Annotated in this window: 18 protein-coding genes; 6 read left to right on the plus strand and 12 right to left on the minus strand. The window is 73.3% G+C overall.

Annotation, left to right across the window (positions count from 1 at the left end):
- Window positions 1-64 precede the first annotated feature (64 nt).
- A complete protein-coding gene (gene dusB / locus ACVV2G_RS21765) occupies window positions 65-1,231 on the plus strand; it encodes a tRNA dihydrouridine synthase DusB (RefSeq protein WP_453844415.1) in 1,167 nt (388 codons plus the stop codon).
- Here dusB and ACVV2G_RS21770 read toward each other — a convergent pair whose 3' ends face one another.
- A complete protein-coding gene (locus ACVV2G_RS21770; protein ID WP_453844416.1) occupies window positions 1,232-3,289 on the minus strand; it encodes a CDP-alcohol phosphatidyltransferase in 2,058 nt (685 codons plus the stop codon). It abuts the gene before it with no gap.
- A 480-nt stretch (window positions 3,290-3,769) separates the two neighbouring features.
- Between ACVV2G_RS21770 and ppdK the strand changes: the two genes are divergently transcribed.
- Window positions 3,770-6,499, plus strand: coding sequence for a pyruvate, phosphate dikinase (ppdK, locus tag ACVV2G_RS21775; protein ID WP_453844417.1), 2,730 nt, complete (start codon window positions 3,770-3,772; stop codon window positions 6,497-6,499).
- Between the two features lie 336 nt (window positions 6,500-6,835).
- The gene (locus tag ACVV2G_RS21780; protein WP_453844418.1) at window positions 6,836-7,351 is read left to right on the plus strand and encodes a GNAT family N-acetyltransferase; all 516 of its coding nucleotides are present in this window, start codon (window positions 6,836-6,838) and stop codon (window positions 7,349-7,351) included.
- 273 nt (window positions 7,352-7,624) lie between these two features.
- On the opposite strand, the gene ACVV2G_RS21785 is transcribed toward ACVV2G_RS21780, so the two are convergent.
- Window positions 7,625-8,128, minus strand: coding sequence for a GNAT family N-acetyltransferase (locus ACVV2G_RS21785; RefSeq protein WP_453844419.1), 504 nt, complete (start codon window positions 8,126-8,128; stop codon window positions 7,625-7,627).
- A 207-nt stretch (window positions 8,129-8,335) separates the two neighbouring features.
- On the opposite strand from ACVV2G_RS21785, the gene ACVV2G_RS21790 reads away from it, so the two are divergent.
- Entirely contained in the window at window positions 8,336-9,544 is a 1,209-nt protein-coding gene (locus tag ACVV2G_RS21790) for an acyltransferase family protein (RefSeq protein ID WP_453844420.1), read from the plus strand.
- 31 nt (window positions 9,545-9,575) lie between these two features.
- On the opposite strand, the gene ACVV2G_RS21795 is transcribed toward ACVV2G_RS21790, so the two are convergent.
- On the minus strand, window positions 9,576-10,031 hold the full coding sequence (locus ACVV2G_RS21795; protein WP_453844421.1) for an excalibur calcium-binding domain-containing protein: 456 nt from the start codon (window positions 10,029-10,031) through the stop codon (window positions 9,576-9,578).
- Between the two features lie 184 nt (window positions 10,032-10,215).
- On the opposite strand from ACVV2G_RS21795, the gene ACVV2G_RS21800 reads away from it, so the two are divergent.
- On the plus strand, window positions 10,216-11,148 hold the full coding sequence (locus ACVV2G_RS21800) for an oxidoreductase (protein ID WP_453844422.1): 933 nt from the start codon (window positions 10,216-10,218) through the stop codon (window positions 11,146-11,148).
- 86 nt (window positions 11,149-11,234) lie between these two features.
- Here the strand turns inward: ACVV2G_RS21800 and ACVV2G_RS21805 are convergent, their stop codons facing one another.
- From ACVV2G_RS21805 to ACVV2G_RS21825, 5 genes are all read right to left on the minus strand, one after another.
- Window positions 11,235-12,389 carry an alkaline phosphatase PhoX gene (locus ACVV2G_RS21805; RefSeq protein ID WP_453844423.1) on the minus strand — a complete coding sequence of 385 codons (1,155 nt, stop codon included), beginning with the start codon at window positions 12,387-12,389 and terminating at the stop codon, window positions 11,235-11,237.
- A 125-nt stretch (window positions 12,390-12,514) separates the two neighbouring features.
- On the minus strand, window positions 12,515-13,459 hold the full coding sequence (locus ACVV2G_RS21810; protein WP_453844424.1) for an SMP-30/gluconolactonase/LRE family protein: 945 nt from the start codon (window positions 13,457-13,459) through the stop codon (window positions 12,515-12,517).
- Window positions 13,460-13,578: 119 nt separating this feature from the next.
- Window positions 13,579-13,929: a nitrite reductase small subunit NirD gene (nirD, locus tag ACVV2G_RS21815; RefSeq protein ID WP_453844425.1), complete on the minus strand. Its 351-nt coding sequence runs from the start codon at window positions 13,927-13,929 to the stop codon at window positions 13,579-13,581.
- Window positions 13,926-16,535, minus strand: a complete 2,610-nt coding sequence (nirB, locus tag ACVV2G_RS21820) for a nitrite reductase large subunit NirB (RefSeq protein WP_453844426.1) — start codon at window positions 16,533-16,535, stop codon at window positions 13,926-13,928. Before nirB ends, nirD begins: the two co-directional genes overlap by 4 nt.
- Window positions 16,535-17,752, minus strand: a complete 1,218-nt coding sequence (locus ACVV2G_RS21825; RefSeq protein WP_453844427.1) for an NAD(P)/FAD-dependent oxidoreductase — start codon at window positions 17,750-17,752, stop codon at window positions 16,535-16,537. The genes nirB and ACVV2G_RS21825 overlap by 1 nt, the downstream gene beginning before the upstream one ends.
- A 364-nt stretch (window positions 17,753-18,116) precedes the next feature.
- Here ACVV2G_RS21825 and ACVV2G_RS21830 point away from each other — a divergent pair, with 364 nt between their 5' ends.
- Window positions 18,117-18,899, plus strand: a complete 783-nt coding sequence (locus tag ACVV2G_RS21830) for a sulfite exporter TauE/SafE family protein (RefSeq protein ID WP_453844428.1) — start codon at window positions 18,117-18,119, stop codon at window positions 18,897-18,899.
- Between the two features lie 192 nt (window positions 18,900-19,091).
- On the opposite strand, the gene ACVV2G_RS21835 is transcribed toward ACVV2G_RS21830, so the two are convergent.
- The 4 genes from ACVV2G_RS21835 to ACVV2G_RS21850 form a co-directional block, all read right to left on the minus strand.
- Window positions 19,092-19,715 (minus strand): class F sortase, encoded by a 624-nt coding sequence (locus ACVV2G_RS21835; RefSeq protein ID WP_453844429.1) that lies wholly within the window; start codon window positions 19,713-19,715, stop codon window positions 19,092-19,094.
- 284 nt (window positions 19,716-19,999) lie between these two features.
- Window positions 20,000-20,533 (minus strand): hypothetical protein, encoded by a 534-nt coding sequence (locus ACVV2G_RS21840; RefSeq protein ID WP_453844430.1) that lies wholly within the window; start codon window positions 20,531-20,533, stop codon window positions 20,000-20,002.
- A 422-nt stretch (window positions 20,534-20,955) separates the two neighbouring features.
- The gene (locus tag ACVV2G_RS21845) at window positions 20,956-23,100 is read right to left on the minus strand and encodes a molybdopterin oxidoreductase family protein (RefSeq protein WP_453844431.1); all 2,145 of its coding nucleotides are present in this window, start codon (window positions 23,098-23,100) and stop codon (window positions 20,956-20,958) included.
- A gap of 103 nt (window positions 23,101-23,203) precedes the next feature.
- On the minus strand, window positions 23,204-23,890 hold the full coding sequence (locus ACVV2G_RS21850) for a SanA/YdcF family protein (RefSeq protein WP_453844432.1): 687 nt from the start codon (window positions 23,888-23,890) through the stop codon (window positions 23,204-23,206).
- Between the last annotated feature and the right edge of the window lie 54 nt (window positions 23,891-23,944).

Raw genomic sequence — 23,944 nt, forward strand, 5'->3', positions numbered from 1 at the left:
GGTCCTGGGGTCCTGGGGCCCGGGGGCACGTCCGGCACCGCCCGGCGTACGTGACAATGGAGGAATGTCCACGCTCACCACGCCCGCCCCCGGCACCACCGCCGCACCCCTGCGGATCGGCCCGCACACCGTCGCCCCGCCCGTCGTGCTCGCACCGATGGCCGGGATCACCAACGCGCCCTTCCGCACCCTGTGCAGGGAGTTCAGCGGCGGCAAGGGCCTGTTCGTGAGCGAGATGATCACCACGCGGGCGCTGGTCGAGCGCAACGAGAAGACCATGCAGCTGATCCACTTCGACGCGACCGAGACGCCGCGCTCGATCCAGCTCTACGGCGTCGACCCGGTGACCGTCGGCAAGGCCGTCCGCATGATCGCGGAGGAGGACCTCGCCGACCACATCGACCTGAACTTCGGCTGCCCGGTGCCCAAGGTGACCCGCAAGGGCGGCGGCTCGGCCCTGCCGTACAAGCGGAACCTGCTGCGCGCCATCGTCCGCGAGGCCGTCACCGGCGCCGGCGGCCTGCCCGTCACCATGAAGATGCGCAAGGGCATCGACGACGACCACCTCACCTTCCTCGACGCCGGCCGCATCGCCGTCGAGGAGGGCGTGACCGCCGTCGCCCTGCACGGCCGCACCACCGCCCAGCACTACGGCGGGACCGCCGACTGGGACGCCATCGCCCGCCTGAAGGAGCACGTCCCCGAGATCCCCGTCCTCGGCAACGGGGACATCTGGTCCGCCGAGGACGCGCTGCGGATGGTCCGGGAGACCGGCTGCGACGGCGTCGTGGTCGGCCGCGGCTGCCTGGGGCGGCCGTGGCTCTTCGCCGACCTGGTCGCCGCCTTCGAGGGGCGCGCCGACGCGTACGTACGGCCCACCCTGCGCGAGGTCGCCGACGTGATGGTCCGGCACGCCACCCTGCTCGGCGAGTGGATCGGCGACGAGGCGCGCGGCGTCATCGACTTCCGCAAGCACGTCGCCTGGTACCTCAAGGGCTTCGCGGTCGGTTCCGAGATGCGCAAGCGGCTCGCGATCACCTCCTCGCTGGAGGCCCTGCGCGCCGGCCTGGACGAACTCGACCTGGACCAGCCCTGGCCCACCGGCGCCGACGGCCCCCGCGGCCGCACGTCCGGCAACAACCGGGTGGTCCTGCCCGACGGCTGGCTCAGGGACCCGTACGACTGCGCGGGCGTCGGCGAGGACGCGGAGCTGGACACCTCCGGCGGCTGATCAGCCCCTGGCGGGACGCGGCACCGAGCCGTACGCCGTCAGGAAGCGGTCGCGGAAGGAACTCATCCGCCACACCGGGGCGTCCCGGGCGGGTTTCAGGCCCTCCGTCCAGTTCCAGTCGTCGATCGCGTCGAGCACCTCCGGGTCCTTGGCGACGATCGAGACGGGGACGTCCCGGCTCGCCCCGTTCCCGCTGACGCGGGCGAGCGGCTGGTGGTCGCCCAGGAAGACCAGGACGGTGTCGTCGGTGCCGTAGCGCTCCAGCCACTGGACGAGGCTGGTGACCGAGTACTCGACCGACCTGCCGTACTCCTCCTTGGACCGCGCGGGGTCGGCGATGACGTCCGCCGCCTTCTCGCCCGACTCCTCGACGGCGTCGTACACCGACCCGTCGCCGACCGCGTCCCAGTCGATCATCTCCGGGATCGGCGCCCAGGGCTGGTGGCTGGAGGTCAGGATGATCTCCGCCATCAGCGGCCGGTCGCGCTCCCTGCCGTGCTCCAGGCGCTGGAAGGCCTCCAGCGCGTACTGGTCCGGCATGGTCGACCAGCTGAACTTCGGGCCCCGGTAGCCGACGTCGAACGCGTCGTAGACCTTGTCCAGCCCGTACCACTCCGCCTCCGGCCAGGCCTTCTGCACACCCGGCATGACGCCGACGGTGTCCCAGGCGCCGGTCTTCCCGAACGCCTTGGTGAGGGTGAGGCGGTCGCCCGCGGTGACGGTGCGGTAGCGCTGCTGGTTGTCGACCCACAGGCCCGACATGAACGTGGAGTGGCCGAGCCAGCTGCTGCCGCCGTACGTGGCCGAGGTCAGCCAGCCGCTCCGGGCCCTGAAGCCGGCACCGGCCAGCGCCTCCGTGCTCGCGTCGAGCATCCGGCCGACGCCGGGCGCCGTCACCGGGTCCTCGACGGCGCTGCGGCCGTAGCTCTCGATGAACGCGAAGACGACGTCCCTGCCGCGCAGGTCCGGCACCAGCTGGGCGGCGGGCGTGGCACCGAACCGGTCCGCCTCCGCCTCCTTCGCGAACGCCGTCTCGTCCCGCAGCGTGTCCACCACCCGGTGCGCCTGCGCCTCCAGGGCCCCGGAGGCGCTGCGGGTGGCGACCGGCACGCCGAAGGTCTGCACGCCCAGCGCCGCGCAGGTCATCCACACGGTGGCCGCCATCAGCGCGCCCCGGGCCGCCCGCTCCCGGTGCGCGGCGAGCACCTCGCCGAGCCGGACCGACGCCAGCGCCATGAGCACCGGCAGCAGCGTCGCGCCCCCCACCGCGCCCACGGCGGCCCAGGTCGCCGCCGCGCCGCCCATCGCGTCGGCCACGAACGACTGGGCGTCGTCCAGCAGGCCCCAGTCCAGGACGACGTTGAAGCCCCGGCCCAGGTACTCGGTGAAGCCCATGTCGAGCAGGTTCAGCACGGTCAGCGCGCCGAGGCCGGTGCCGAGGAGCGCCGCCAGCACCAGCCGCGGTACGCGGGGCAGGCAGAGCAGCAGTACCGCCCCGATGACCGCCTCCGCCGGTATCCGCGCGAACCGGTTCGGTTCCAGGGCGACGAGGGTGTTCGGCAGCACCAGCGCCCCGAGGACGAGGAGGGCGGCGAGGGCCGTCGTGGTCCGCCGGACGGCGAGGGCGGTCCGTGGGTGCCGGGTGCGCCAGGCGCGCCGGTGGGCGAGGCGGGCCGCGAGGGACCGCTCGGCGCGGGAGGTCCCCGGGCGGGAGGTCTCCGGCGAGGGGTGGCCGGACGCGCCGGGGGCTCCGGGCCGTCCGGGCGCGGGTGCCGCGTCTTTCCCCGGCTTCGGCTCCGAGTCCTGCTCCGGCTTCGGCTGCGGCTCGATGGACTCTCCGGGGTCCTCGGGCGCGACGACTTCGGGCTCGGCCGGTTCGTCGGCCTCCCGGGTCGCCTCGGTCTCGCGGGTCGTACCGGTCGCCCGGGTCGTATCGGTCGCCCGGGTCTCGCCAATCTCACCGGTCTCGTCGGTCCCCTCCGTCTCACCGGGTCCACCGGGTCCGTACGGCCCGTCGGCCGGGGGCGGTGACGGGCGAAAACGCGTGAAGACAGGCACCCGAAGGTCCTTCCGTACGAAACCGGGCCGGGCGGCGGGCCCGGCGAGGGGGCCGGACCCGCCGCCCTGTCGTACGTCCGCCGCGAGCGGTCCGTTCACACGTCCGCATGGTGAAATCCCGCGGCCTGTGGCAGCGTGATTCTCGCCACCTCTGATAAGGGGAGCGCTCAGATGAGCGGATCATGGGCGATTCCACTTCTCAAAGGGCGGCACTGAGTGCCATACCTTGATCGTTCATCGATCGAACTCAAACGTGGCGAATGACGCTCAGGTGAGCAATCGGCCTGGCGTGCGGAAGGTCATTCGTTCAAGAAGTGAAAACACAGGCTGTCGGTCGCTTGCCAAGCCTTGACTTTCGATCCGCTGGCGGACGAGTGGTTACAGGCGCATGACGCGCAAGTGGACGTACCCAGGTGCCTTTGATCTGGGTACATTCCTCGCCGTCAGGGCAGCCACCGCGTCCTCGAGGAGTCGAGACCCGTGTCGGAAAACAAAGAACCCCAGGTAGCGAACGTCACCAAGTTCGTTTACGACTTCACCGAGGGCAACAAGGACCTCAAGGACCTCCTCGGCGGCAAGGGCGCCAACCTCGCCGAGATGACCAACCTGGGTCTTCCGGTCCCTCCCGGCTTCACGATCACCACCGAGGCCTGCAAGACCTACCTCGACAGCGGCGAGGAACCGGCGGCACTGCGTGACGAGGTGAGTGCGCACCTCGACGCCCTTGAGGCGAAGATGGGCAAGAAGCTCGGCCAGGCCGACGACCCCCTCCTCGTGTCGGTCCGCTCCGGGGCCAAGTTCTCCATGCCCGGCATGATGGACACGGTCCTCAACATCGGCCTTTCCGACAGGTCGGTGCAGGGCCTGGCCCAGCAGGCCGGCGACGACCGTTTCGCCTGGGACTCCTACCGGCGCCTGATCCAGATGTTCGGCAAGACCGTCCTCGGTGTCGACGGCGACCTCTTCGAGGAGGCGCTGGAGGCGGCGAAGGCGGCCAAGAAGGTGACGGTCGACACCGAGCTGGAGGCCGCCGACCTCAAGAAGCTGGTCACCAGGTTCAAGAAGATCGTCAAGGCCGAGGCGGGCCGGGACTTCCCGCAGGACCCGCGCGAGCAGATGGACCTCGCCATCAAGGCCGTCTTCGACTCCTGGAACGGCGAGCGCGCCAAGCTCTACCGCCGCCAGGAGCGCATCCCGCACGACCTCGGCACCGCCGTCAACGTCTGCTCCATGGTCTTCGGCAACCTGGGCCCCGACTCCGGCACCGGCGTCGCCTTCACCCGCGACCCCGCCTCCGGCCACCAGGGCGTCTACGGCGACTACCTCCAGAACGCCCAGGGCGAGGACGTCGTCGCCGGCATCCGCAACACCGTCGCCCTCGCGGACCTGGAGTCGATCGACAAGAAGTCGTACGACCAGCTGATGCAGATCATGGAGACGCTGGAGAACCACTACCTGGACCTCTGCGACATCGAGTTCACCATCGAGCGCGGCCAGCTCTGGATGCTCCAGACCCGCGTCGGCAAGCGCACCGCGGGCGCGGCCTTCCGCATCGCCACCCAGCTCGTCGACCAGGGGCTGATCGACGAGGCGGAGGCCCTCCAGCGGGTCAACGGCGCCCAGCTCGCGCAGCTGATGTTCCCCCGCTTCGACGACGACGCGAAGGTCGAGAAGGTCGGCCGGGGCATCGCCGCCTCGCCGGGCGCGGCGGTCGGCAAGGCCGTCTTCGACTCGTACACCGCGGTGAAGTGGTCCCGCTCGGGCGAGAAGGTCATCCTGGTGCGCCGCGAGACCAACCCCGACGACCTGGACGGCATGATCGCCGCCGAGGGCATCCTCACCTCGCGCGGCGGCAAGACCTCCCACGCGGCCGTCGTCGCGCGCGGCATGGGCAAGACCTGTGTCTGCGGCGCGGAGGAGCTGGAGGTCGACACCAAGCGGCGCCGGATGACCGTGCCCGGCGGGCACGTCGTCGAGGAGGGCGACGTGATCTCCATCGACGGCTCCTCCGGCAAGGTCTACCTGGGCGAGGTCCCGGTCGTGCCCTCCCCGGTCGTCGAGTACTTCGAGGGCCGGATGCACGCGGGCGCCGAGGACGCCGACGAACTGGTCGAGGCGGTCCACCGCATCATGGCCTTCGCCGACCGCAAGCGCCGCCTGCGGGTGCGCGCCAACGCCGACAACGCCGAGGACGCGCTGCGCGCCCGCCGCTTCGGCGCCCAGGGCATCGGCCTGTGCCGCACCGAGCACATGTTCCTCGGCGACCGGCGCGAGCTGGTGGAGCGGCTGATCCTGGCCGACACCGAGACCGAGCGCGAGGAGTCCCTGAAGGAACTGCTGCCGCTCCAGAAGCAGGACTTCGTCGAGCTGTTCGAGGCGATGGACGGGCTGCCGGTCACCATCCGCCTGCTGGACCCGCCGCTGCACGAGTTCCTGCCGGACATCACCGAGCTGTCGGTCCGCGTCGCGCTCGCCGAGTCCCGCCAGGAGCCGCACGAGAACGAGCTGCGCCTGCTCCAGGCCGTGCACCGCCTGCACGAGCAGAACCCGATGCTGGGCCTGCGCGGCGTACGTCTGGGCCTGGTCATCCCCGGCCTGTTCACCATGCAGGTGCGGGCGATCGCCGAGGCCGCCGCCGAGCGCAAGGCCGCCAAGGGCGACCCGCGGGCCGAGATCATGATCCCGCTGGTCGGTACCGTCCAGGAGCTGGAGATCGTCCGCGACGAGGCCGACCAAGTCGTCGCCGAGGTCGAGGCGGCCACCGGTGCGAGGCTCAAGCTGGCCATCGGCACGATGATCGAGCTGCCGCGCGCCGCGCTGACCGCCGGTCAGATCGCCGAGGCCGCCGAGTTCTTCTCCTTCGGCACCAACGACCTGACCCAGACCGTGTGGGGCTTCAGCCGGGACGACGTGGAGGCCAGCTTCTTCACGGCCTACCTGGAGAAGGGCATCTTCGGCGTCTCCCCGTTCGAGACGATCGACAAGGACGGCGTGGGCTCCCTGGTCGCCGCCGCCGCGAAGGCCGGCCGCGCCACCCGCCCCGACCTGAAACTCGGCGTCTGCGGCGAGCACGGCGGCGACCCCGAGTCGGTCCACTTCTTCCACGAGGTGGGCCTGGACTACGTCTCCTGCTCCCCGTTCCGGATCCCGGTGGCCCGCCTGGAGGCCGGCCGCGCGGCGTCGCAGTCGAAGGGCAGCGACCACCGCTAGGACCCGTCCGGGGCGAAGACCCCGGAGCCGCCGCCTGTCACCCGACCACCCTCACCGATCGGCGGCGGCTCCGGACCACGGAAAGAGGCGGCACCCTGTGCGGGGGTGCCGCCTCTCGGCGCGTCCTCCGCGGTGAGAGGCGAGCCACCGTGCTCGCGCCGACCGCTCCTCGCGCGGGCGGGCACTGCAGGCCGGCCGCACCGACCGGCAGGAGTCCATCACCCGCCGGCTGCGCGCGACCCGTCGCTCCGCGAGCGCGGGCAGTGACGGCGTACGACCGCGCCACTCAGACCTCCACCCCGTTTGTGTCTCTGTGAAACGGACCAGCCTCTCCTCATGAACCACGCCCTCACCTGGACCACCCGCCCCGAGACCGCCGCCGACACCGCCGCGATCCGCGCGGTCAACCTGGCCGCGTTCCCGACCCCGCTGGAAGCCGACCTGGTCGAGGCCCTGCGCGTCGACCCGGCCTGGATCGACGGTCTCTCCCTGGTCGCACAGACCCCGGACGGCACCATCGCGGGCTTCGCACTGCTGACCCGCTGTCACATCGACGACAGCCCCGCCCTCGTGCTGGGCCCGTGCGCGGTGCTTCCCGCCCACCAGAAGAGGGGAGCGGGATCCGCCGCGATCCGAGCGGCCCTCGACTCCGCCCGCGCCCAGGGCGAGAATCTCGTCACCTGCCTGGGACACCCCGGCTACTACCCGCGCTTCGGGTTCACCCCGGCCTCGAGCCACGGCATCCGCCCCACCTTCGAGGTGCCCGACGAGGCCATGATGGTCCTCGCCCTGGACGCCACCGCTCCCGCCCCGAGGGGCACCATCCACTACCCGGCACCCTTCGGGGTCTGACGGGCCCGCGATCCGGTCGGCCCGTCGCACGACGGCGAGGGGCCGGTGCCGCCGCGGCGGTCCGCGCGATGTCTGCCTGGACGTGGCGGTCGCCCGCCTGCGGTGGGTGGCCGGCGGAGACTCACCACGAGGGCGCCCGCGGTCCCAGCCGGACCGGAGAGACAGTGGACCGGGCCATTCCGTGCGGGCCGGACGACGGCGCGCACAGGGCCCGGCACTCCGCCGCCGAAGTCCGTTCCCCCACGCCCCGAGGGCCGGTACGGCAACGGGTGCTCACGCGTCGGGGTGCTCCGGCAGGGCGAGCCAGTCCGACCAGGAGATCTCGCGGCCGATGAAGCGGGGCCGCTCGAACGGCCAGTCGGCGGCGATCCACTGCGGCACCAACGCGTCGAGGGCCTGCTCGACCTCGCCGCCCACCAGCTCGTCCACCACCCACCAGGAGATCTCGCCGTCCGCGCCGGCCCGCTCCGGGGGGTCGATGTAGACGCAGCCGAGCAGAGCCGTCTCCGCCGCGTCGAACAGCGCGTAGTTGAAGGACCGGTGTGCGGCGATCTCCTTCTCGTGCCGCAACAGGTCGGCCTGGTCGGCCTCGTAGGTCATGGTGGCAGCCGGCCATCCCCAAGCCGGGCCGAAGACGGCCCACAGCCGCTCGCGCGAACCCATCACCGCCGGATAGTCGAGCGGGGTGTCCGCCTCCCGGATCGGCCGCAGGTGATGACCGCCGCCCGGCAGCGGTACCAGTTCGGGGTGGACGAAGTCGTCGGGGAGCCAGCTCATGGCGCCCGACCGTAGCAGCGCGCGGCCGTCCGCCCCAGTGAATTCTCCCCGTACCGCCGGCCCGCCCTCGTACCGGGCGGGACCGGGGTGCCGCCGTGTGTGACGCGGTCGGTGGTGTGAACTCCTGTGCGTCGAGCAGCAGGATGCTGTCAGTAATGTTTGAGAGCCCTGACAGTGGACAGCGGCCGACACCGGAACGGTGGTTGGATGACCCAGACGGAGCACGGACGACCGGCCGGTACGACCGCATCGGGCGGGCGTGAGGAGGCGACCGCCCCGGGGGTGCCGGCTCCCCGGGCCGCCGCCGAGGCGCGTGTGCCGCAGGCCGGACCCGCCGTCCGCACGGACCGGCTCGCGGCGCTCGACGGGCTGCGGTTCCTGGCGGCCCTGGCCGTGGTGTTCTTCCACTTCGTCGGCCAGGTGCCCGGCACGATGCAGACCATCTGGGGCCGCCCCGTCGACGAGGTCTTCCCGCAGGCGCACGGCGTCTTCGCGTTCGGCCGGCTCGGCGTCGAACTGTTCTTCCTGATCAGCGGTTTCGTCATCTGCATGAGCGCGTGGGGACGCACCCCGCGCGACTTCTTCATCTCGCGCGTCACCCGCCTGTACCCGATGTACTGGGTGGCGATCGCGATCACGGCGTGCGTGGTCTACTTCGCCGACAACCCGTTCGGGCACCCGCACCCGCGGGTGCTGCTCGCCAACCTGACGATGCTGCAGACCCCGCTGGGGGTGGAGCACCTCGACTCCGTCTACTGGACGCTCTGGCCCGAACTCTGCTTCTACCTCACGTTCGCGGTGGTGGTCTGGAAGGGCCTGACCTACCAGCGGGTGGTGATCTACTGCGGAGTCTGGACGGTCGCCGCGGTGCTGGCGCCCAGTGCCGACATCCGGCTGCTCACGCTGCTGGTCAATCCGCCGTCCGCCCCGTACTTCATCGCGGGCATGGCCTTCTACCTCATGTACCGCTACCGGCCGACGCCGCTGCTCTGGGGCATCGTCGTCATGTCGTGGCTGGTGGCGCTGCACTACCTGCTGACGCCCGACGGGGGCCGCCTGAACTGGGGCTCCTGGTCGCCGGGGCGCGGCTGGCTGATGCTGGTGATCACGTTCTTCTTCCTGCTGGTCGCCGCCGTCGCGCTCGGCTGGACCAGCCGGATCCGCTGGCGCGGGCTGACCGTCGCGGGCACGCTGACCTTCCCGCTGTACCTGCTGCACGACGCCATCGGCGTGAACGTCCTGCACCGCTTCGGTGACCGTGCCGACCCCTGGATCGTGGTCGGGATCACCGTCGCGGCCCTGGTCGCGCTCTCCTACGTGGTGCAGCGGTTCGTCGAGCGCCCGGTGGCCCGGGCCGCCCGGCGCCGGCTGAACAGCGCCTCGTTCAGCCTGAGGCCGCCGGAGCCCCGCCGCTGAGCCGCGTACGGGGCACCGGGGAGCCGCCTGGTCAGCCGGCGCCGTTGCTCCGGCGCCGACGCGCGGCCAGCAGCAGTCCGCCGCCGGCCAGGACGACGGCCGCGCCGCCCGCCGCCAGGTACGGCGTGCTGTCGTCGCCGCCGGTCTCGGCCAGGTCGGTGCCCTGCTGGCCGGCCGCCTCCGCACCGTCGGCCCCGCCGCTCCCGGAGCCCTCCCCGGCTCCCGAGCCCGGCTCGTCGTCGCTCTTCTCGTCGTCGGCGGGCACGAAGCCCGCGGGCGGCTTGTCGCAGCCGACGCCGTCGTTGTCGCGGTCCAGGTGCGCGCCGTAGTGCTCGTCGTCCTGGGCGATGTTCGCGTAGCCGTTCTCGTACGCCTCGGTGCAGTTCTTGAACGGGTGGGTGCCCTCGTGCGCCTGGGCGGCGGTCGGCAGGGCGGCCAGGGCCAGCGCGGCGAGGGCCACGGCGGCGGGCTTGCGGAGCAGGTTCATCAGGAGTCCCGGGAATGGTGTGGATGAGCGGATATGAGGTGACGAAGCTATAGAGGTGCTGTGGTTGCGGTGACGGAATGAAGGACTCGTGATGCGAACGTGACGTGACCGGACGGTAGCTCTCCGCTCAGGAGGGTCCGGGCGCGTACGGTGGGCCGGGTCCGGACCAGGGAAGGAGCCGTTGATGACCGGCTGGAACGTGGGCGACATGCCCGGCCTGGACGGGCGCGTCGCCGTCGTCACCGGGGGCAACAGCGGCCTCGGCTACGTGGTGGCCCGGGAACTGGCCCGCAAGGGGGCGTGCGTGGTGCTCGCCTGCCGCAGCGAGGGGCGGGGGAGCGCGGCCGTGGAGCGCCTGCGCGGCGAGGTCCCGGGCGCCGCCGTGGAACTCGGGCGGCTGGACCTCGGGGACCTGGCCTCCGTGCGGGAGTTCGCGCACGGGCTGCCGTACGAGCGGATCGATCTCCTGGTCAACAACGCAGGGGTGATGGCGCTGCCCCACGGGACGACGGCGGACGGCTTCGAGACGCAGTTCGGCGTCAACCACCTGGGCCACTTCGCCCTCACCGGGCTGCTGCTGCCCGCCCTGCTCGCCACGCCGGGGGCCCGGATCGTGACCGTCTCCAGCTTCCTGCACGCGCTCGCGGGCATCGACCCGCGCGACCTCAACAACGTGCGCCGGTACGGACGCTGGACCGCCTACGCCCGCTCGAAGTCCGCCAACCTGCTCTTCACGCACGAGCTGGCGCGACGGCTCGCGGCGCGGGACGGCGCCGCGGACGTGCGCGCGGTCGCCGCCCACCCGGGCTACGCGGCGACCGATCTCCAGGCCGCCGGACCCCGGGCCGAGGGGCGCCGGATCGCCGAACGGCTGATGCTGCTCGCCAACCGGGTCGCCGCCCAGCCCGCCGAGGCCGGCGCCCTGCCCGTCCTGTACGCGGCCACCGCGCCCGGCGTCCCCTCCGACTCCTTCACCGGCCCGTCCTTCGCGATGTGGCGCGGGGCGCCCGCGCCGTCCTGGCGGGCGCCCTGGACCACCGACGACGCGATGGGGGAGCGGTTGTGGGCCGCGTCCGAGCGGCTGACGGGGGTCACCTACGAGGCGCTGGGGACCTGAGCGCGGCGTGGTGCGCGCAGGGCCGGCCGCTCCTTCCCCGACAGCCCGCCCCGGACTCCGGAGTCCCCGCCGCCGCGGCGGTGCGGTCAGGCCCGGAACGGCCCGCGCACCTCGTAGGTGATCCCGCCGGACGAGCTCCCGCTCGTGCCCCGCTGGCTGGAGAAGTACAGCCGCGTGCCGTCGGGCGAGAACGCCGGGCCGGTGATCTCCGAGCCGGACTGCCCGTCGATGCGCAGGAAGGGGGCGATCACGTCGTTCGGCGTGATCACGCAGATGTCCATGGTGCCGCCGTCCTCCGCCACGAACAGGTCGCCGGAGGAGCTGCCGGTGACGTTGTCCACGCCGGTCAGCGGGGCCGTGCCGGACGTCACCAGCGAGTCGTCGTAGGCCAGTTCGATGGTCTGGGCGGCGGCGTCGTACTGCCAGACGCGGTTGTCGCCCTTGGTGGTGAACCAGCAGGTGTCGTCGGCGTAGTAGCAGCCCTCGCCGCCGTTGAAGCGCTTGGCGCCGGGGACCTGGTTCCGCGTGGCCGTGGCGCCGGACGGGTCGGGGACCCTCGCCCACGTCACCGTCCCGCTGGTGGCCGTGCCCGCGACCAGGACCTCCAGCGTGCCGGAGGACAGGTCGCCCCAGGTCGTCGGGCGGAAGCGGTAGAAGCAGCCGTCGGTGACGTCCTCCGTCAGGTACACGACCCGGCGCACCGGGTCGGCCGCCGCGGCCTCGTGCTTGAAGCGGCCCATGGCGTCCCGCCGCACCGCCGCCTTCACCCCCCACGGGTCGGTCTCGTAGACGTAGCCGCGGTCCACCTCCTCGCAGGACAGCCAGGTGTTCCACGGCGTCCTGCCGCCCGCGCAGTTCTGCCGGGTGCCGGAGAGCACGCGGTAGGCCGACGTGATCGCCCCGGTGGACGAGAACCTCACCGCGCTCGCGCCGCCGGAGGGGTTGATCTCCGAGTTGGAGACGTAGATCCAGCCCGGGCCGTCCTGGTAGCAGGCGCCGCCGTCCGGCGCGCTGTGCCAGGTGTACGAGGTGCCCGCGACCTTCTGCCCGGAGCGGGCGATCACCCTGCTGGTGAAGCCGGCGGGCAGCCTGATGCCGTTGGCGTCGGGCGCGCCGAGCGCCCCGTAGGGGCCGTTGCCGGGCTGGGCGGGTGCGGCGTACGCGGCACCGCGCCACAGGGTTCCGCCGAGGACGGCCGAGCCGCCGACGAGGGCCGTGCGCAGGAGGGTACGACGTTCCACTGCTGCCTCCGGGTGTCCTGACCGGCCCCGCCGCCGGCCGGCGGCGGGAGCGTGCGGCTACGGACCCTAGAGCGCTACGGTTGACGGTGCATGGACAATTCGTGACGGCTGGACGGCATGCTCCCTCAGCGGTCCACCGCCACCGCCGTGAACGTCGTCTCGGGCGTCTGCGGGCTGGTGAAGCGCGCGTTGACGAGGTAGAGGCGGTCGCCGAAGCGGGCGGCGGTGGCGGGGACGTCGAAACGGGGATCGGTGATCGTGCGGCGCAGGGTCGCCCGGCCGGCCCGCGCGTCCAGGTCCCACACGCTGACGAGGTTGCGCCGGTTCTGGACGACGTAGAGGGTGCGGCCGACGCGGACCAGGCCGTCGCCGTTGACGACGTCGTCCGCGCCGACCAGCCTGATCCGGGTGGCGCGGCCGGTCCCGAGACTGACGCGGTACAGCTCGCCCGGGGTGCTGCGGACGACGATCAGGCCGCGCCCGTCCGGTGTGGCGACGATCCCGTTGGCGTTGATGCCGTCCGGCGTCTGCTCCCAGTCGCCGGTCAGCGGCAGGGTGCGCACCCTGCCGCGCGGGCCGCGCGGGACGCCGTACAGGACCGGCCCGTACGAGTCGGTGAACCAGGCGCGGTCGCCGTGCAGGACCACGTCGTTGACGAAGTGACCGGTGGCCTCGGTGAGCCGGTGGGTGCGCAGCAGGACGCCGGTGCGGGCATCGACGATCCGCGCCGTGCCGCCGGCGCCCCCGGCGATGTACAGCAGCCCGTCGCCGTCCAGCTTCAGGCCGACGGCCGCGAGGCCGGCGCCGCCCTCGTGGACGACGCGGCCCTCGCCGGTGCGCAGGTCGGCGCGGTAGACGGCGCCGTTCGCGCGGGACCCCAGGTAGGCGTACGGCCGGGCGCCGATGGTGATGCCCTCGGGCAGCCAGCCGTCGGGCAGGGGGAACTCCGTCGGCCATGCGGCGGGCGAAGCGGCCCGGGCCGGGCCGGCACCGGCGGTCGCCGCCAGCGCGGCGACGGCGGCACCGCCGAGCACCGCGCGCCGGGACGGGCGGACGTCATTCCGAGTCATGGTGCGACCTCCATGAGGGAAGGGCGGGGGACTCGATGAAACCCGACGGGACCGGTCCGCATCGACCCACCGGCCGTGTTCGACAGGAAACCGACAGCCGCGCGCCGGCCGCCGCGGTGCTACGCCGCCTTCACCTCGTAGGTCCCCACCCGCACCGCCTCGTCGTCCAGGCACACGCCGGACGCCAGGTCGAAGCGCTGCTTGAGCAGCGGGGACGCGACGAACGGGCGGCCCTGGTGGGTACCGGTCAGGCCGCGGGAGAGGACCGCCGCTCCGGTGAACGGGTCCCGGTTGTCGATGGCGTACAGCTCGCCGCCCCGGTCGCGGAACAGGGCCACCTGGCCGCCGTCCGGCAGCAGGGCCGCCACGCCGCGGCCCGGGAGCAGGGCGCCGAGGTCACAGGCCGTGAACCAGTCGTCCGTCAGGCGGAGCCGGACCTTCAGGTCGGTCGTCTCGGGTGCCAGGGTCATCGCCGGGTGCTTCCTTCCAGGAGGTCTTCCTCGGTGCGCCGCAGGCCGATGTTCAGCAGCGGCAGGTCGGGCTTCATCTGGTCGCGCTCGGGCACGAAGCCCACGACCGGGTCGGGGGTGTCGGGCGCGTTCACGAAGGACACGAACCGGGCCAGCTTCTCGGGGTCGTTGATGGTCTCGGCCCACTCGTCGCGGTAGTGCGAGACGTGGGCGGACATCAGGGACTCCAGCTCGTCGCAGATGCCGAGCGAGTCGTGCACGACGACGTCCCGCACGTGGTCCAGGCCGCCCGGGACGCGCTCCAGCCAGGTGGAGGTGCGCTCCAGCTTGTCGGCGGTGCGGATGTAGAACATCAGGAACCGGTCGATCAGGCGCACCAGTTCGGCGTCCGAGAGGTCCTGTGCCAGCAGGTCCGCGTGGCGCGGGGTGGCGCCGCCGTTGCCGCCGACGTAGAGGTTCCAGCCGTTGGACGTGGCGATCACCCCGAAGTCCTTCGACTGGGCCTCGGCGCACTCCCGGGCGCACCCGGACACCGCCGACTTCAGCTTGTGCGGCGACCTGAGCCCCCGGTAGCGCAGCTCCAGGTCGATCGCCATGCGTACGGAGTCCTGGACGCCGTAGCGGCACCAGGTCTGCCCCACGCAGGACTTCACCGTGCGCAGCGACTTGCCGTACGCGTGCCCGGACTCGAAGCCGGCGTCCACCAGCCGGGTCCAGATCACCGGGAGCTGCTCCACGCGGGCCCCGAACATGTCGATGCGCTGGCCGCCGGTGATCTTCGTGTAGAGCCCGAAGTCGCGGGCGATCTCGCCGATGACGATCAGCTTCTCCGGGGCGATCTCGCCGCCCGGGATGCGGGGCACGACCGAGTACGAGCCGTTCCTCTGGAGGTTGGCCAGGAAGTGGTCGTTGGTGTCCTGGAGGGCCGCCTGCTCGCCGTCCAGGACGTAGCCGCTCGCGCCGATCGCCGGGGCGAGGGAGGCGATGATCGAGCCGACCGTCGGCTTGCAGACCTCGCAGCCCTCACCGCCCCGCGCCTCCTGGCGGCCGTGCCGGTCCAGCAGCTCCCGGTAGGAGGTGATCCGCAGGGCGAGGACGATCTCGTACAGCTCCTCGCGGGTCTGCGCGAAGCAGCCGCACAGCCCCTTGTCGACCTCGACGCCGCTCGCCTCCAGCTCGGCGGTGACCAGCTGGCCGAGCACCTTGAGGCACGACCCGCAGCCGGTGCCGGCCTTGGTGCACTTCTTCACCTCGGGCACGGTCGTGCACTGGTGGTCGGTCACCGCGCCGCGGACCGTGCCCTTGCTGACGTTGTGGCAGGAGCAGATCACCGCGTCGTCGGGGAGCGCGGAGGGGCCCAGCTGGGCCGGGGCCCCGACGCCGGCGGGCAGCACCAGGGACTCGGGGGAGACCGGCGGGACGGAGCCGGTGAAGGCGCGCAGCGTGCCGTACGCGTCGGCGTCACCGATCAGGATGCCGCCGAGCAGCGTGCCGTCGCGGCCGACGACCAGCTTCTTGTACAGGCCGGCGCGGGAGTCGGAGTAGACGACGTCCAGGCAGTCCTCGGCGGTGCCGTGCGCGTCGCCGAAGGACGCCACGTCCACACCGAGCAGCTTCAGCTTGGTGGACAGATCGGCGCCGGTGAACGCCGCCTCGTCGGCGGCGATGGTCGCGGCGGCCGTCTCGGCCTGTTCGTAACCGGGCGCCACCAGCCCGTACACCCGGCCGTCGGCCGCCAGCGCGCACTCGCCGATCGCGAAGACGTGCGGGTCGGTGACCGTGCGGCACTGCTCGTCGACGCTGATGCCGCCGCGCTCGCCCACCGCCAGTCCGCAGTCGCGGGCCAGCTGGTCGCGGGGGCGGACGCCGGCGCTGAACACCACCAGGTCGGTGGCGAGTTCGGAGCCGTCGGACAGCTTCATGCCGGTGACGGCGCCGTCCTCGCCGACCACGATCTCCTGCGTGCCCACCCCCGTGTGGACGGACAGGCCCATGCCCTCGATGGTGCGCAGCAGTGCCGCGCCGCCCCCGTCGTCGACCTGCACCGGCATCAGGCGCGGCGCGAACTCCACGATGTGCGAGGTGAGTCCGAGGCCCTTCAGCGCGCCCGCCGCCTCCAGACCGAGGAGCCCGCCGCCGACCACCGCGCCGGTCGTCGAGGTCTTGGCGTACTCCTCGATGGCGAGGAGGTCCTCGATCGTCCGGTAGACGAAGCAGCCCTCGGCGTCCTTGCCGGGGACCGGCGGGACGAAGGGGTAGGAGCCGGTGGCCAGCACCAGCACGTCGTACTCGAGGACCAGACCCGAGCGGGCGGTCACCTTGCGCGCGTCCCGGTCGACGGTCTCGGCCGCGTCGCCGACGCGCAGTTCGATGCCGTGCTCGGCGATGAAGTCCAGGTCGGTCATCGACAGGTCCTCGGGGGTCTTCCCCGAGAAGTAGGAGGTGAGCCCGACGCGGTCGTAGGCGGGCCGCGGCTCCTCGCAGAGCACGACCACGCGGTGCGTGGCGGTCAGGCCGCGCTCGGCGAGTGCTTCGAGGAAGCGCTGGCCGACCATGCCGTGGCCGACGAGCACGAGGGTGGGGATGGGCCCCGGGGTGGCGGTCATCAGGAGCCTCCGTCTTGGGTGAGCAGGTGGAGCAGGGGGCCGCCGTCGGAGGGGAGCGGCTCTGCTCCCTCCCAGGCGCGCGCGAGCGCGCCGACGGTGCCGAGTTCGCCGACCAGGACCCCGCCGACCAGGCGGTCGTCGCGGACGACGACCTTGCGGTAGGTGCCCCGGGTGGCGTCGGCGAGCTGGACGACGTCGTCGCCGGGACGGGGGTCGGTCTCGCCGAACGCGGCGAGGTCGAAGGGGCTTCCCGGCCCGGTGAGGGTGAGCCGGGTCAGGGACCGGGTGCCGGTGTAGCGGGCGGTGCCGCTGCCGGCGAGCAGTTCGGCCAGCGCCCCGGCCTGTTCGAGAGCGGGCGCGGCCAGCCCGTACACCCGGCCCGCGTGCTGGGCGCAGTCGCCCACGGCCCGGACGTGCGGGTCGGAGGTGCGCAGCTCGTCGTCGACGAGGACGCCCGAGCCGACCTCCAGCCCCGCCGCCTGCGCGAGACCGGTCCGCGGCCGGACGCCGCAGGCGAGGACGACCAGGTCGGCGCCGAGGGCGTACCCGTCGGCCATCTCCACCGACCGCACCGCCCCGCCGACGCTGCGCACGTCGCGCACCCGGCACTCGGTGTGCACCTCGACGCCGAGGTTCTCCAGGTGCCGCCGGACGAGCTGCGAGGCGGCCGGGTCGAGCTGGCGTTCCATGAGGCGCTCGGACTGCTGGGCGAGGACGACCTGCGCACCCCGCACGGCCAGCGCGCGGGCGGCGGAGACCCCGAGCAGCCCGCCCCCGATGACGACGGCGCGCACGCCCGGCCGCAGCGCCTTGGACAGGCCCAGGCAGTCGTCCATGGTGCGGAAGGCGTGCACGCCCTCGGGCAGTTCGCGGCCGGGGGTGAACAGGCCGCGCAGGGGCGGCAGCACGGCGTTGGAGCCGGTGGCGAGCACCAGCGTGTCGTACGCGATCACCGAGCCGTCGGCGCACCGGACCGTCCGCCCGGCCCGGTCGATGCCGGTGACCCGGCTCCGCAGCAGCCCGGCCGGCGTGGGCAGGGCGATCACCTCGGGGCTGTACCGTCCGGCCAGCACCTCGGCGAGCAGCACCCGGTTGTACGGGCGGTGCTCCTCGTCGCCGATCACCAGCGCGGGCGTGCCCAGCTCACCGAGCCGCCGGGCGAGTGTCACGCCCGCGAGTCCGGTGCCGATCACCACCACACGCGTATTCGAGGTCATGGCACCGAGCCTGCGGGGCGGGTGTTACCCGGTGGCATCGCGTCTGTTTCCCGCCGGGAACGCTGCCCTCAGCGGGGGCGGGAGGTGGGTGTGAGGGGTCCGGCGCCCGCTGGGCGGGTGGGTGGCGAGCGGGTGTGATCGGCCGGCGGGGCCCGTGCGTGACCGGCCGACCGGCCGGCGTCGGCCCGTGGGAGACCGTCGACCGGCCGGCGGCCTTGCGTGACCGACCGGTGATCGTGTGTGGCTGACCGACCGGTGATCGAGTGTGATCGACTGAAGACCGAGCGTGACCCGCCGACCGGTAACCTCAGAAGATACTCATCTTGATGGACCGCACATCCATCCCGTCCTTAGGGTCGCGATCATGCCCGACATATCGCTGACCACGGTCGTCCTGCTGTGTCTCGCGGCCCTCGCGGCCGGCTGGATCGACGCCGTGGTCGGCGGCGGCGGACTCCTGCTGCTGCCGGCCCTGCTGCTCGGTCTGCCCGCCGGCACACCGGCCGCGCACGCGCTGGGCACCAACAAGGCGGTCGCCATCGTCGGCACCACGGGCGCGGCGGTGACCTACGCGCGCAAGGCCCCGGTGGACGTCCGGACCGCCGTACGCATCGGACTGGCGGCGCTGGCCGGATCGTCGGGCGGGGCCTTCCTCGCGGCCGGGATGAGCACCGAGGTGCTCAAGCCGGTGATCATGGTGGTGCTGCTGGCGGTGGCGGCCTTCGTGATCCTGCGCCCCGCCTTCGGCACCGCCCCCGCCACCGGCCCGGCCACCCGCCGCCGGATCATCGCCGCGATCGGCCTCGGGGGCCTCGGCATCGGCTTCTACGACGGCCTGATCGGCCCCGGCACCGGTACCTTCCTCGTCCTGGCGCTCACCGCCCTGCTCCACCTGGACCTGGTGACCGCCTCCGCCACCGCCAAGATCGTCAACTGCTGCACCAACGCGGGCGCCCTCGCCACCTTCGCCTGGCAGGGCGCCGTCCTGTGGCAGCTGGCCGCCCCGATGGCCCTCTTCAACCTGGCCGGGGGCATGTTCGGCGCGCACACGGCCCTCAAGAAGGGCAGCGGCTTCGTCCGCGTCGTCCTGCTGACGGTCGTCTTCGCCCTGGTGGCGAACCTCGCCTACGAGCAGTGGCAGGGCTAGGCGTACGTTGTGGAATGGAGCTGTCGAGGCACCGCTCGGCCAGGAGGCCTTCGGCTCTCAGGCCAACGCTGCTCCCACGCCCCGTGTCCCCCGGCCGTGCGCAGCGGTGTCGCGTTGCCCGCCCCCTGTGGCGCGAGGATCGAGGATGGTCGGCGAGTACTCGACGCGCGGTGGCGTCTCGCACCGGAGCCCTCACCGGCTGCCGGTGAGGTGGGCGAAGACGACCACGTTCCCCTGGTAGCCGGTACCGCGTGAGTAGCCGCCGCCGCACGTGATGACGCGCAGCTCGGGCCGGTCCGCCGCGCCGTACACCTTCTCGTCGGGGAAGTCCTCGGCGGCGTACACCTCCACCGCGTCCACGGTGAACACCGCGACCCCGCCGTCGCGCCGGTCGACCTCGATCGTGCCGCCCTTCTCGAGGGCGCCGAGCCGGTAGAAGACGGCGGGGCCCTCGGCGTTGTCGACGTGCCCGGCGACGATCGCGGTGCCCTTCTCGCCGGGGGTGGTGCCGGCCTCGTACCAGCCGGCGAGGTTCTTCTTCTCGGCGGGCGGCACGTCGAGGCTGCCGGACGGTGTCAGGCGCAGGCCGGTCAGGGGGGCGTCCACGCCGATCGCCGGGACCCGGACGCGGTCGGGCGGCGAGGGCGGCAGCGCCGGTGCGGCGGGGGCCTGTCCGGCCTGTCCGGCACCGGTGCGGGCCTGCGCGGCCGACGGCTGCGGCGGGGACCCGCCCTCGCCGCCGACGAGCAGCCAGGCGCCGGAGCAGAGGGAGACCGCGGTGACGGCCGCTATCGCGGTGTTCCCGACCCTGCGCATGACGTCGCCTCTTCCCTCGGGGTCTCGGGGTCTCGGGGTCTGGGATCCTCGGTTCCCCGGGGCCTCGGGTCCCCCGGTTCTTCGAGTCCTCGAGTCCTCGGGTCCTCGGTATTCCCGGGTCTTCGGGTCTTCGGTCCCCCGGTTCCTCGGGTCCCCGATTTCCTTCTCCTCCTGAGGGCCCTCGGACCCTCAAGGCCCCCTGCCCCCTCCGGGCCGCGAGGGGCGTCGGACCCGGAGGGGGTGGGGAAGTGCGGTACCGGCCGACGGGCAGCGGAGGGTGCCCGTCAGATCCCGTCGCCTCTCGCCCGGCGATGCAGGAGCCAGGTACCGCCCGCGGCGGCGACGGCCAGAGCCGCCACACCGGCCGCGGTCTGCACGGGATCGGGGCCAAGAGCGCCACCGACCCCCGTCTTCACGCTTCCTCTGGGGTACACCTGCTCACGGGCCGAGGTCAGGGTGACGACCAGGTCGCCCGTCACCCTGAGACCGCCGTCACCACAGGTGGCGACGATCTCGTACGTCCCCGGCTGCGCGCTCGGCGGCACCTCGAAGCGACCGGTCGTCCCGGTCTCGCCGGCGACCGGGGCCAGCGGGAACGCACCGGCGCCGACCGCGCTGGCGTCGCCCGCCGCCGGACCGTCCGCGCCGCACGCCACCGTGTGCACCGTGGCCCGCTCGCCCGGCACGACGGAGGCCGGGTACACCTCCAGTCCACCGGTCGCGGCGGCCTCCCCGGCGTGCGCGGGCGCCGGCGCGGCGAGGCCGACGGCCGCGACGGCGAGCGCGGTACCGGTCAGCAGGCGGGCGGTACGTCGCATCGGTGCTCCTTTGAGCTCTTCGGTGGCCCCTGCCCTACCGAGGAAAGTGGCACCGGACGCGGCCCGCTCCCCGAGAACCCGCCGGGAAGGGGATGAACGGGTGTCGCCCCCGGGTCCCGCGGACTCGCGCCGGACGCCGTTTCGGCAGGTCACCGGCGTAGGACGGGGGCCTTCCGGAAAAGATCCCGAAGGGCGCGGGACGCGGGTGTGAACGGGTGACCGGCGCCTCCGAACGGGTCCGCCGCCACGGCTTGACCTCAAGCAACACCGTGCTCCCGCCGCGGCCCCGCCGCGCTGCCGCCGCGTTCACCGCGTTCCCGCCGCGGCCCGCCCGGCGTCGTAGCGGCCCCCGGCCGCCTCCAGGGTGACCGCGGCTCCGGGGCGCGCCGGCCGAGGGCGGTGCCCGGCCCGTGCGACGACCGCTACGGAGCCGCCTCGACCGCCTCGACCGCCGCGATTGCTTCGACCGCCGCGACCGCCTCGACCCGCACCGCGCACACCTTGAACTCCGGCATCCGCGAGGTCGGGTCCAGCGCCGGGTTGGTCAGGGTGTTGGCGCGGCCCTCGCCCGGCCAGTGGAAGGGCATGAACACGGTGTCCGGACGGATGCCGGTGGTGAGGCGGGCCGGGGCCACCGCCCGGCCCCGCCGCGAGACGACCGCCACCGGGTCGCCCTCGGCCGCGCCCAGCCGCGCCGCCAGCCGCGGATGCAGCTCCACGAACGGGCCGGGCGCGGCGGCGTTCAGCTCGTCCACGCGCCGGGTCTGCGCGCCGGACTGGTACTGCGCCACGACCCGCCCCGTGGTCAGCAGCACCGGGTACTCGTCGTCCGGCTCCTCGGCGCTCGGCCGGTGCGAGACGGGGACGAAACGGGCCCGGCCGTCGTCGGTGGCGAAGCGGTCGAGGAAGAGACGGGGCGTGCCCGGGTGCGGCAGCCGGTCCGCCCCGGCGGTCTCCACCGGCGCCGGGCACGGCCAGAAGACCCCGTTCTCCTCCGCCAGCCGCCGGTAGCTGATCCCGGAGTAGTCCGCCGGGCCGCCCGCGCTCGCCCGGCGCAGCTCCTCGAAGACCTCCTCCGGTTCGGTCGGGAAGCCCTTCTCCACGCCCAGCCGGCCGGCCAGCTCGTGCAGCACCTCCAGGTCGCTGCGCACCCCCTCCGGCGGGGTGATCGCACGCCGGCGCAGCAGCACCCGGCCCTCCAGACTGGTCGTGGTCCCGGACTCCTCCGCCCACTGCGTCACCGGCAGGACCACGTCCGCCAGCGCCGCCGTCTCGGAGAGCACCACGTCGCACACGGCCAGGAAGTCCAGCGACCGCAGCCGGCCCTCGATGTGGGCCGCGCGGGGCGCCGACACCACCGGATTGGAACCCATCAGAAGCAGCGACCTGATGTCCGTGCCCAGCGCGTCCAGCAACTCGTAGGCGCTGCGTCCCGGTCCCGGCAGCGAGTCCGGGTCCACCCCCCACACGTCGGCCACATGGCGCCGCGCCGCCGGGTCCGTCAGCTTGCGGTACCCGGGCAACTGGTCGGCCTTCTGCCCGTGTTCGCGCCCGCCCTGCCCGTTGCCCTGCCCGGTCAGGCAGCCGTACCCCGACAGGGGCCGCCCGGCCCGCCCGGTGGCCAGGCACAGGTTGATCCACGCGCCCACCGTGTCCGTGCCCTTGGCCTGCTGCTCGGGCCCGCGCGCGGTGAGCACCATCGCGGCGTCCGGCGCGCAGAACAGCCGTACCGCCTCCCGCAGGTCGGGAACGGACACCCCCGTGATCCGCTCCACGTACTCCGGCCAGTGCGCCATCGCCGCCGCCCGCGCGTCCTCCCAGCCCGCCGTGCGCGCCTCGACGTACTCCTCGTCCACCCGCCCCTCGGCGACCACCAGGTGCAGCATCCCGAGCGCCAGCGCCAGGTCGGTGCCCGGCCTCGGCGCCAGGTGCAGGTCGGCCTGCTCGGCGGTCCTCGTGCGGCGCGGGTCGACGACGATCAGCGTGCCGCCGTTCTCGCGCAGCTCGGTGAAGTACCGCAGGGACGGCGGCATGGTCTCCGCCGGGTTCGAGCCGACGAGGATCACGCACCCGGTCCTCGGGATGTCCTCCAGCGGGAACGGCAGCCCCCGGTCCAGCCCGAACGCCCGCACGCCGGCCGCCGCCGCCGACGACATGCAGAACCGCCCGTTGTAGTCGATCTGCGAGGTGCCCAGCACCACCCGGGCGAACTTGCCCAGCGTGTACGCCTTCTCGTTGGTCAGCCCGCCCCCGCCGAACACGCCGAGCGCGTCCGCGCCGTGCTCCGCACGCGTGCGGGCCAGGTTCCCGGCGATCCGCCCCAGCGCCTCGTCCCAGCCGGCCGGCACCAGCGCCCCGGCTCCGTCCCGCACCAGCGGCGAGGTCAGCCGGGCGCTCGCGGCGAGCACCGCCGGCGCCGTACGCCCCTTGCCGCACAGCGCGCCCCGGTTCACCGGGAAGTCGGCGCGCTCGGTGACCTCGACGGTCCCGTCGGCGGCGGGCGTCAGATTCATCCCGCACTGCAGGGCGCAGTACGGGCAGTGCGTGGGCGTGACGGTGTTCTGCATGCCGCCCAGCGTGCGACGCCCGTGTTACGCGACCGGGCGGCGCTCTGTTACGCCGCCGGGACGGCGACCTCCCCGCCGCCGGCCGCCGGCGGTGAGGACCGCGTCACCCCGCGCCGGCCAGGGCTCGCGCCACCCCCGGCTCCCGCGGCCCGAGGAAGTGCGGATCCGGCTCGAAGACCGCGTCCAGCGCCGCCTTGCCCGCCGCGAGGATCTCCCGCGCGGCCCCGTAGTACCAGGTCGCGTCGTGCACGTCGTCGACCCCGACGCCGTACGACGCCACGCCCGCCGCCCGGCACAGCGCCACCGACCGCCGGATGTGGAAGCCCTGACTGATCAGGACCGCCCGGTCCACGCCGAAGATCTTCTTCGCGCGGACGCAGGAGTCCCAGGTGTCGAACCCCGCGTAGTCGCTGACGATCCGCCCGTCGGGCACCCCGTGCCGGACGAGGTAGGCGCGCATGGCGTCCGGTTCGTCGTACTCCTCGCGACTGTTGTCACCGGTGACCAGGACCACCTTGATCCGGCCCGCGCGGTACAGCCCGGCCGCCGCGTCCAGCCGGTGCGCCAGGTACGGGGACGGCTCACCGTCCCACAGCCCGGCGCCGAACACGACCGCCACCTCGGTGCGCGGCACGTCGGCCGCGGTGCGCAGCCGGTCCCCGGTCACCACGTGCAGCCACGTCGCCGGCAGCAGCGCCAGCACGCACCCGGCCACCACCGCCCGGACCAGCCGCCGCTGCCCCGTACGGGTGCGCGGCAGGCGCGGTCTGCCGGGTCTCCAGCGGCGCATCGGTCGGTCCTCTCCCCGGTCGGTCCCCGTTCTGAGGGACGTGCCGGGGCGCCG

The sequence above is a fragment of the Streptomyces sp. JK94 genome (genome assembly GCF_053613315.1).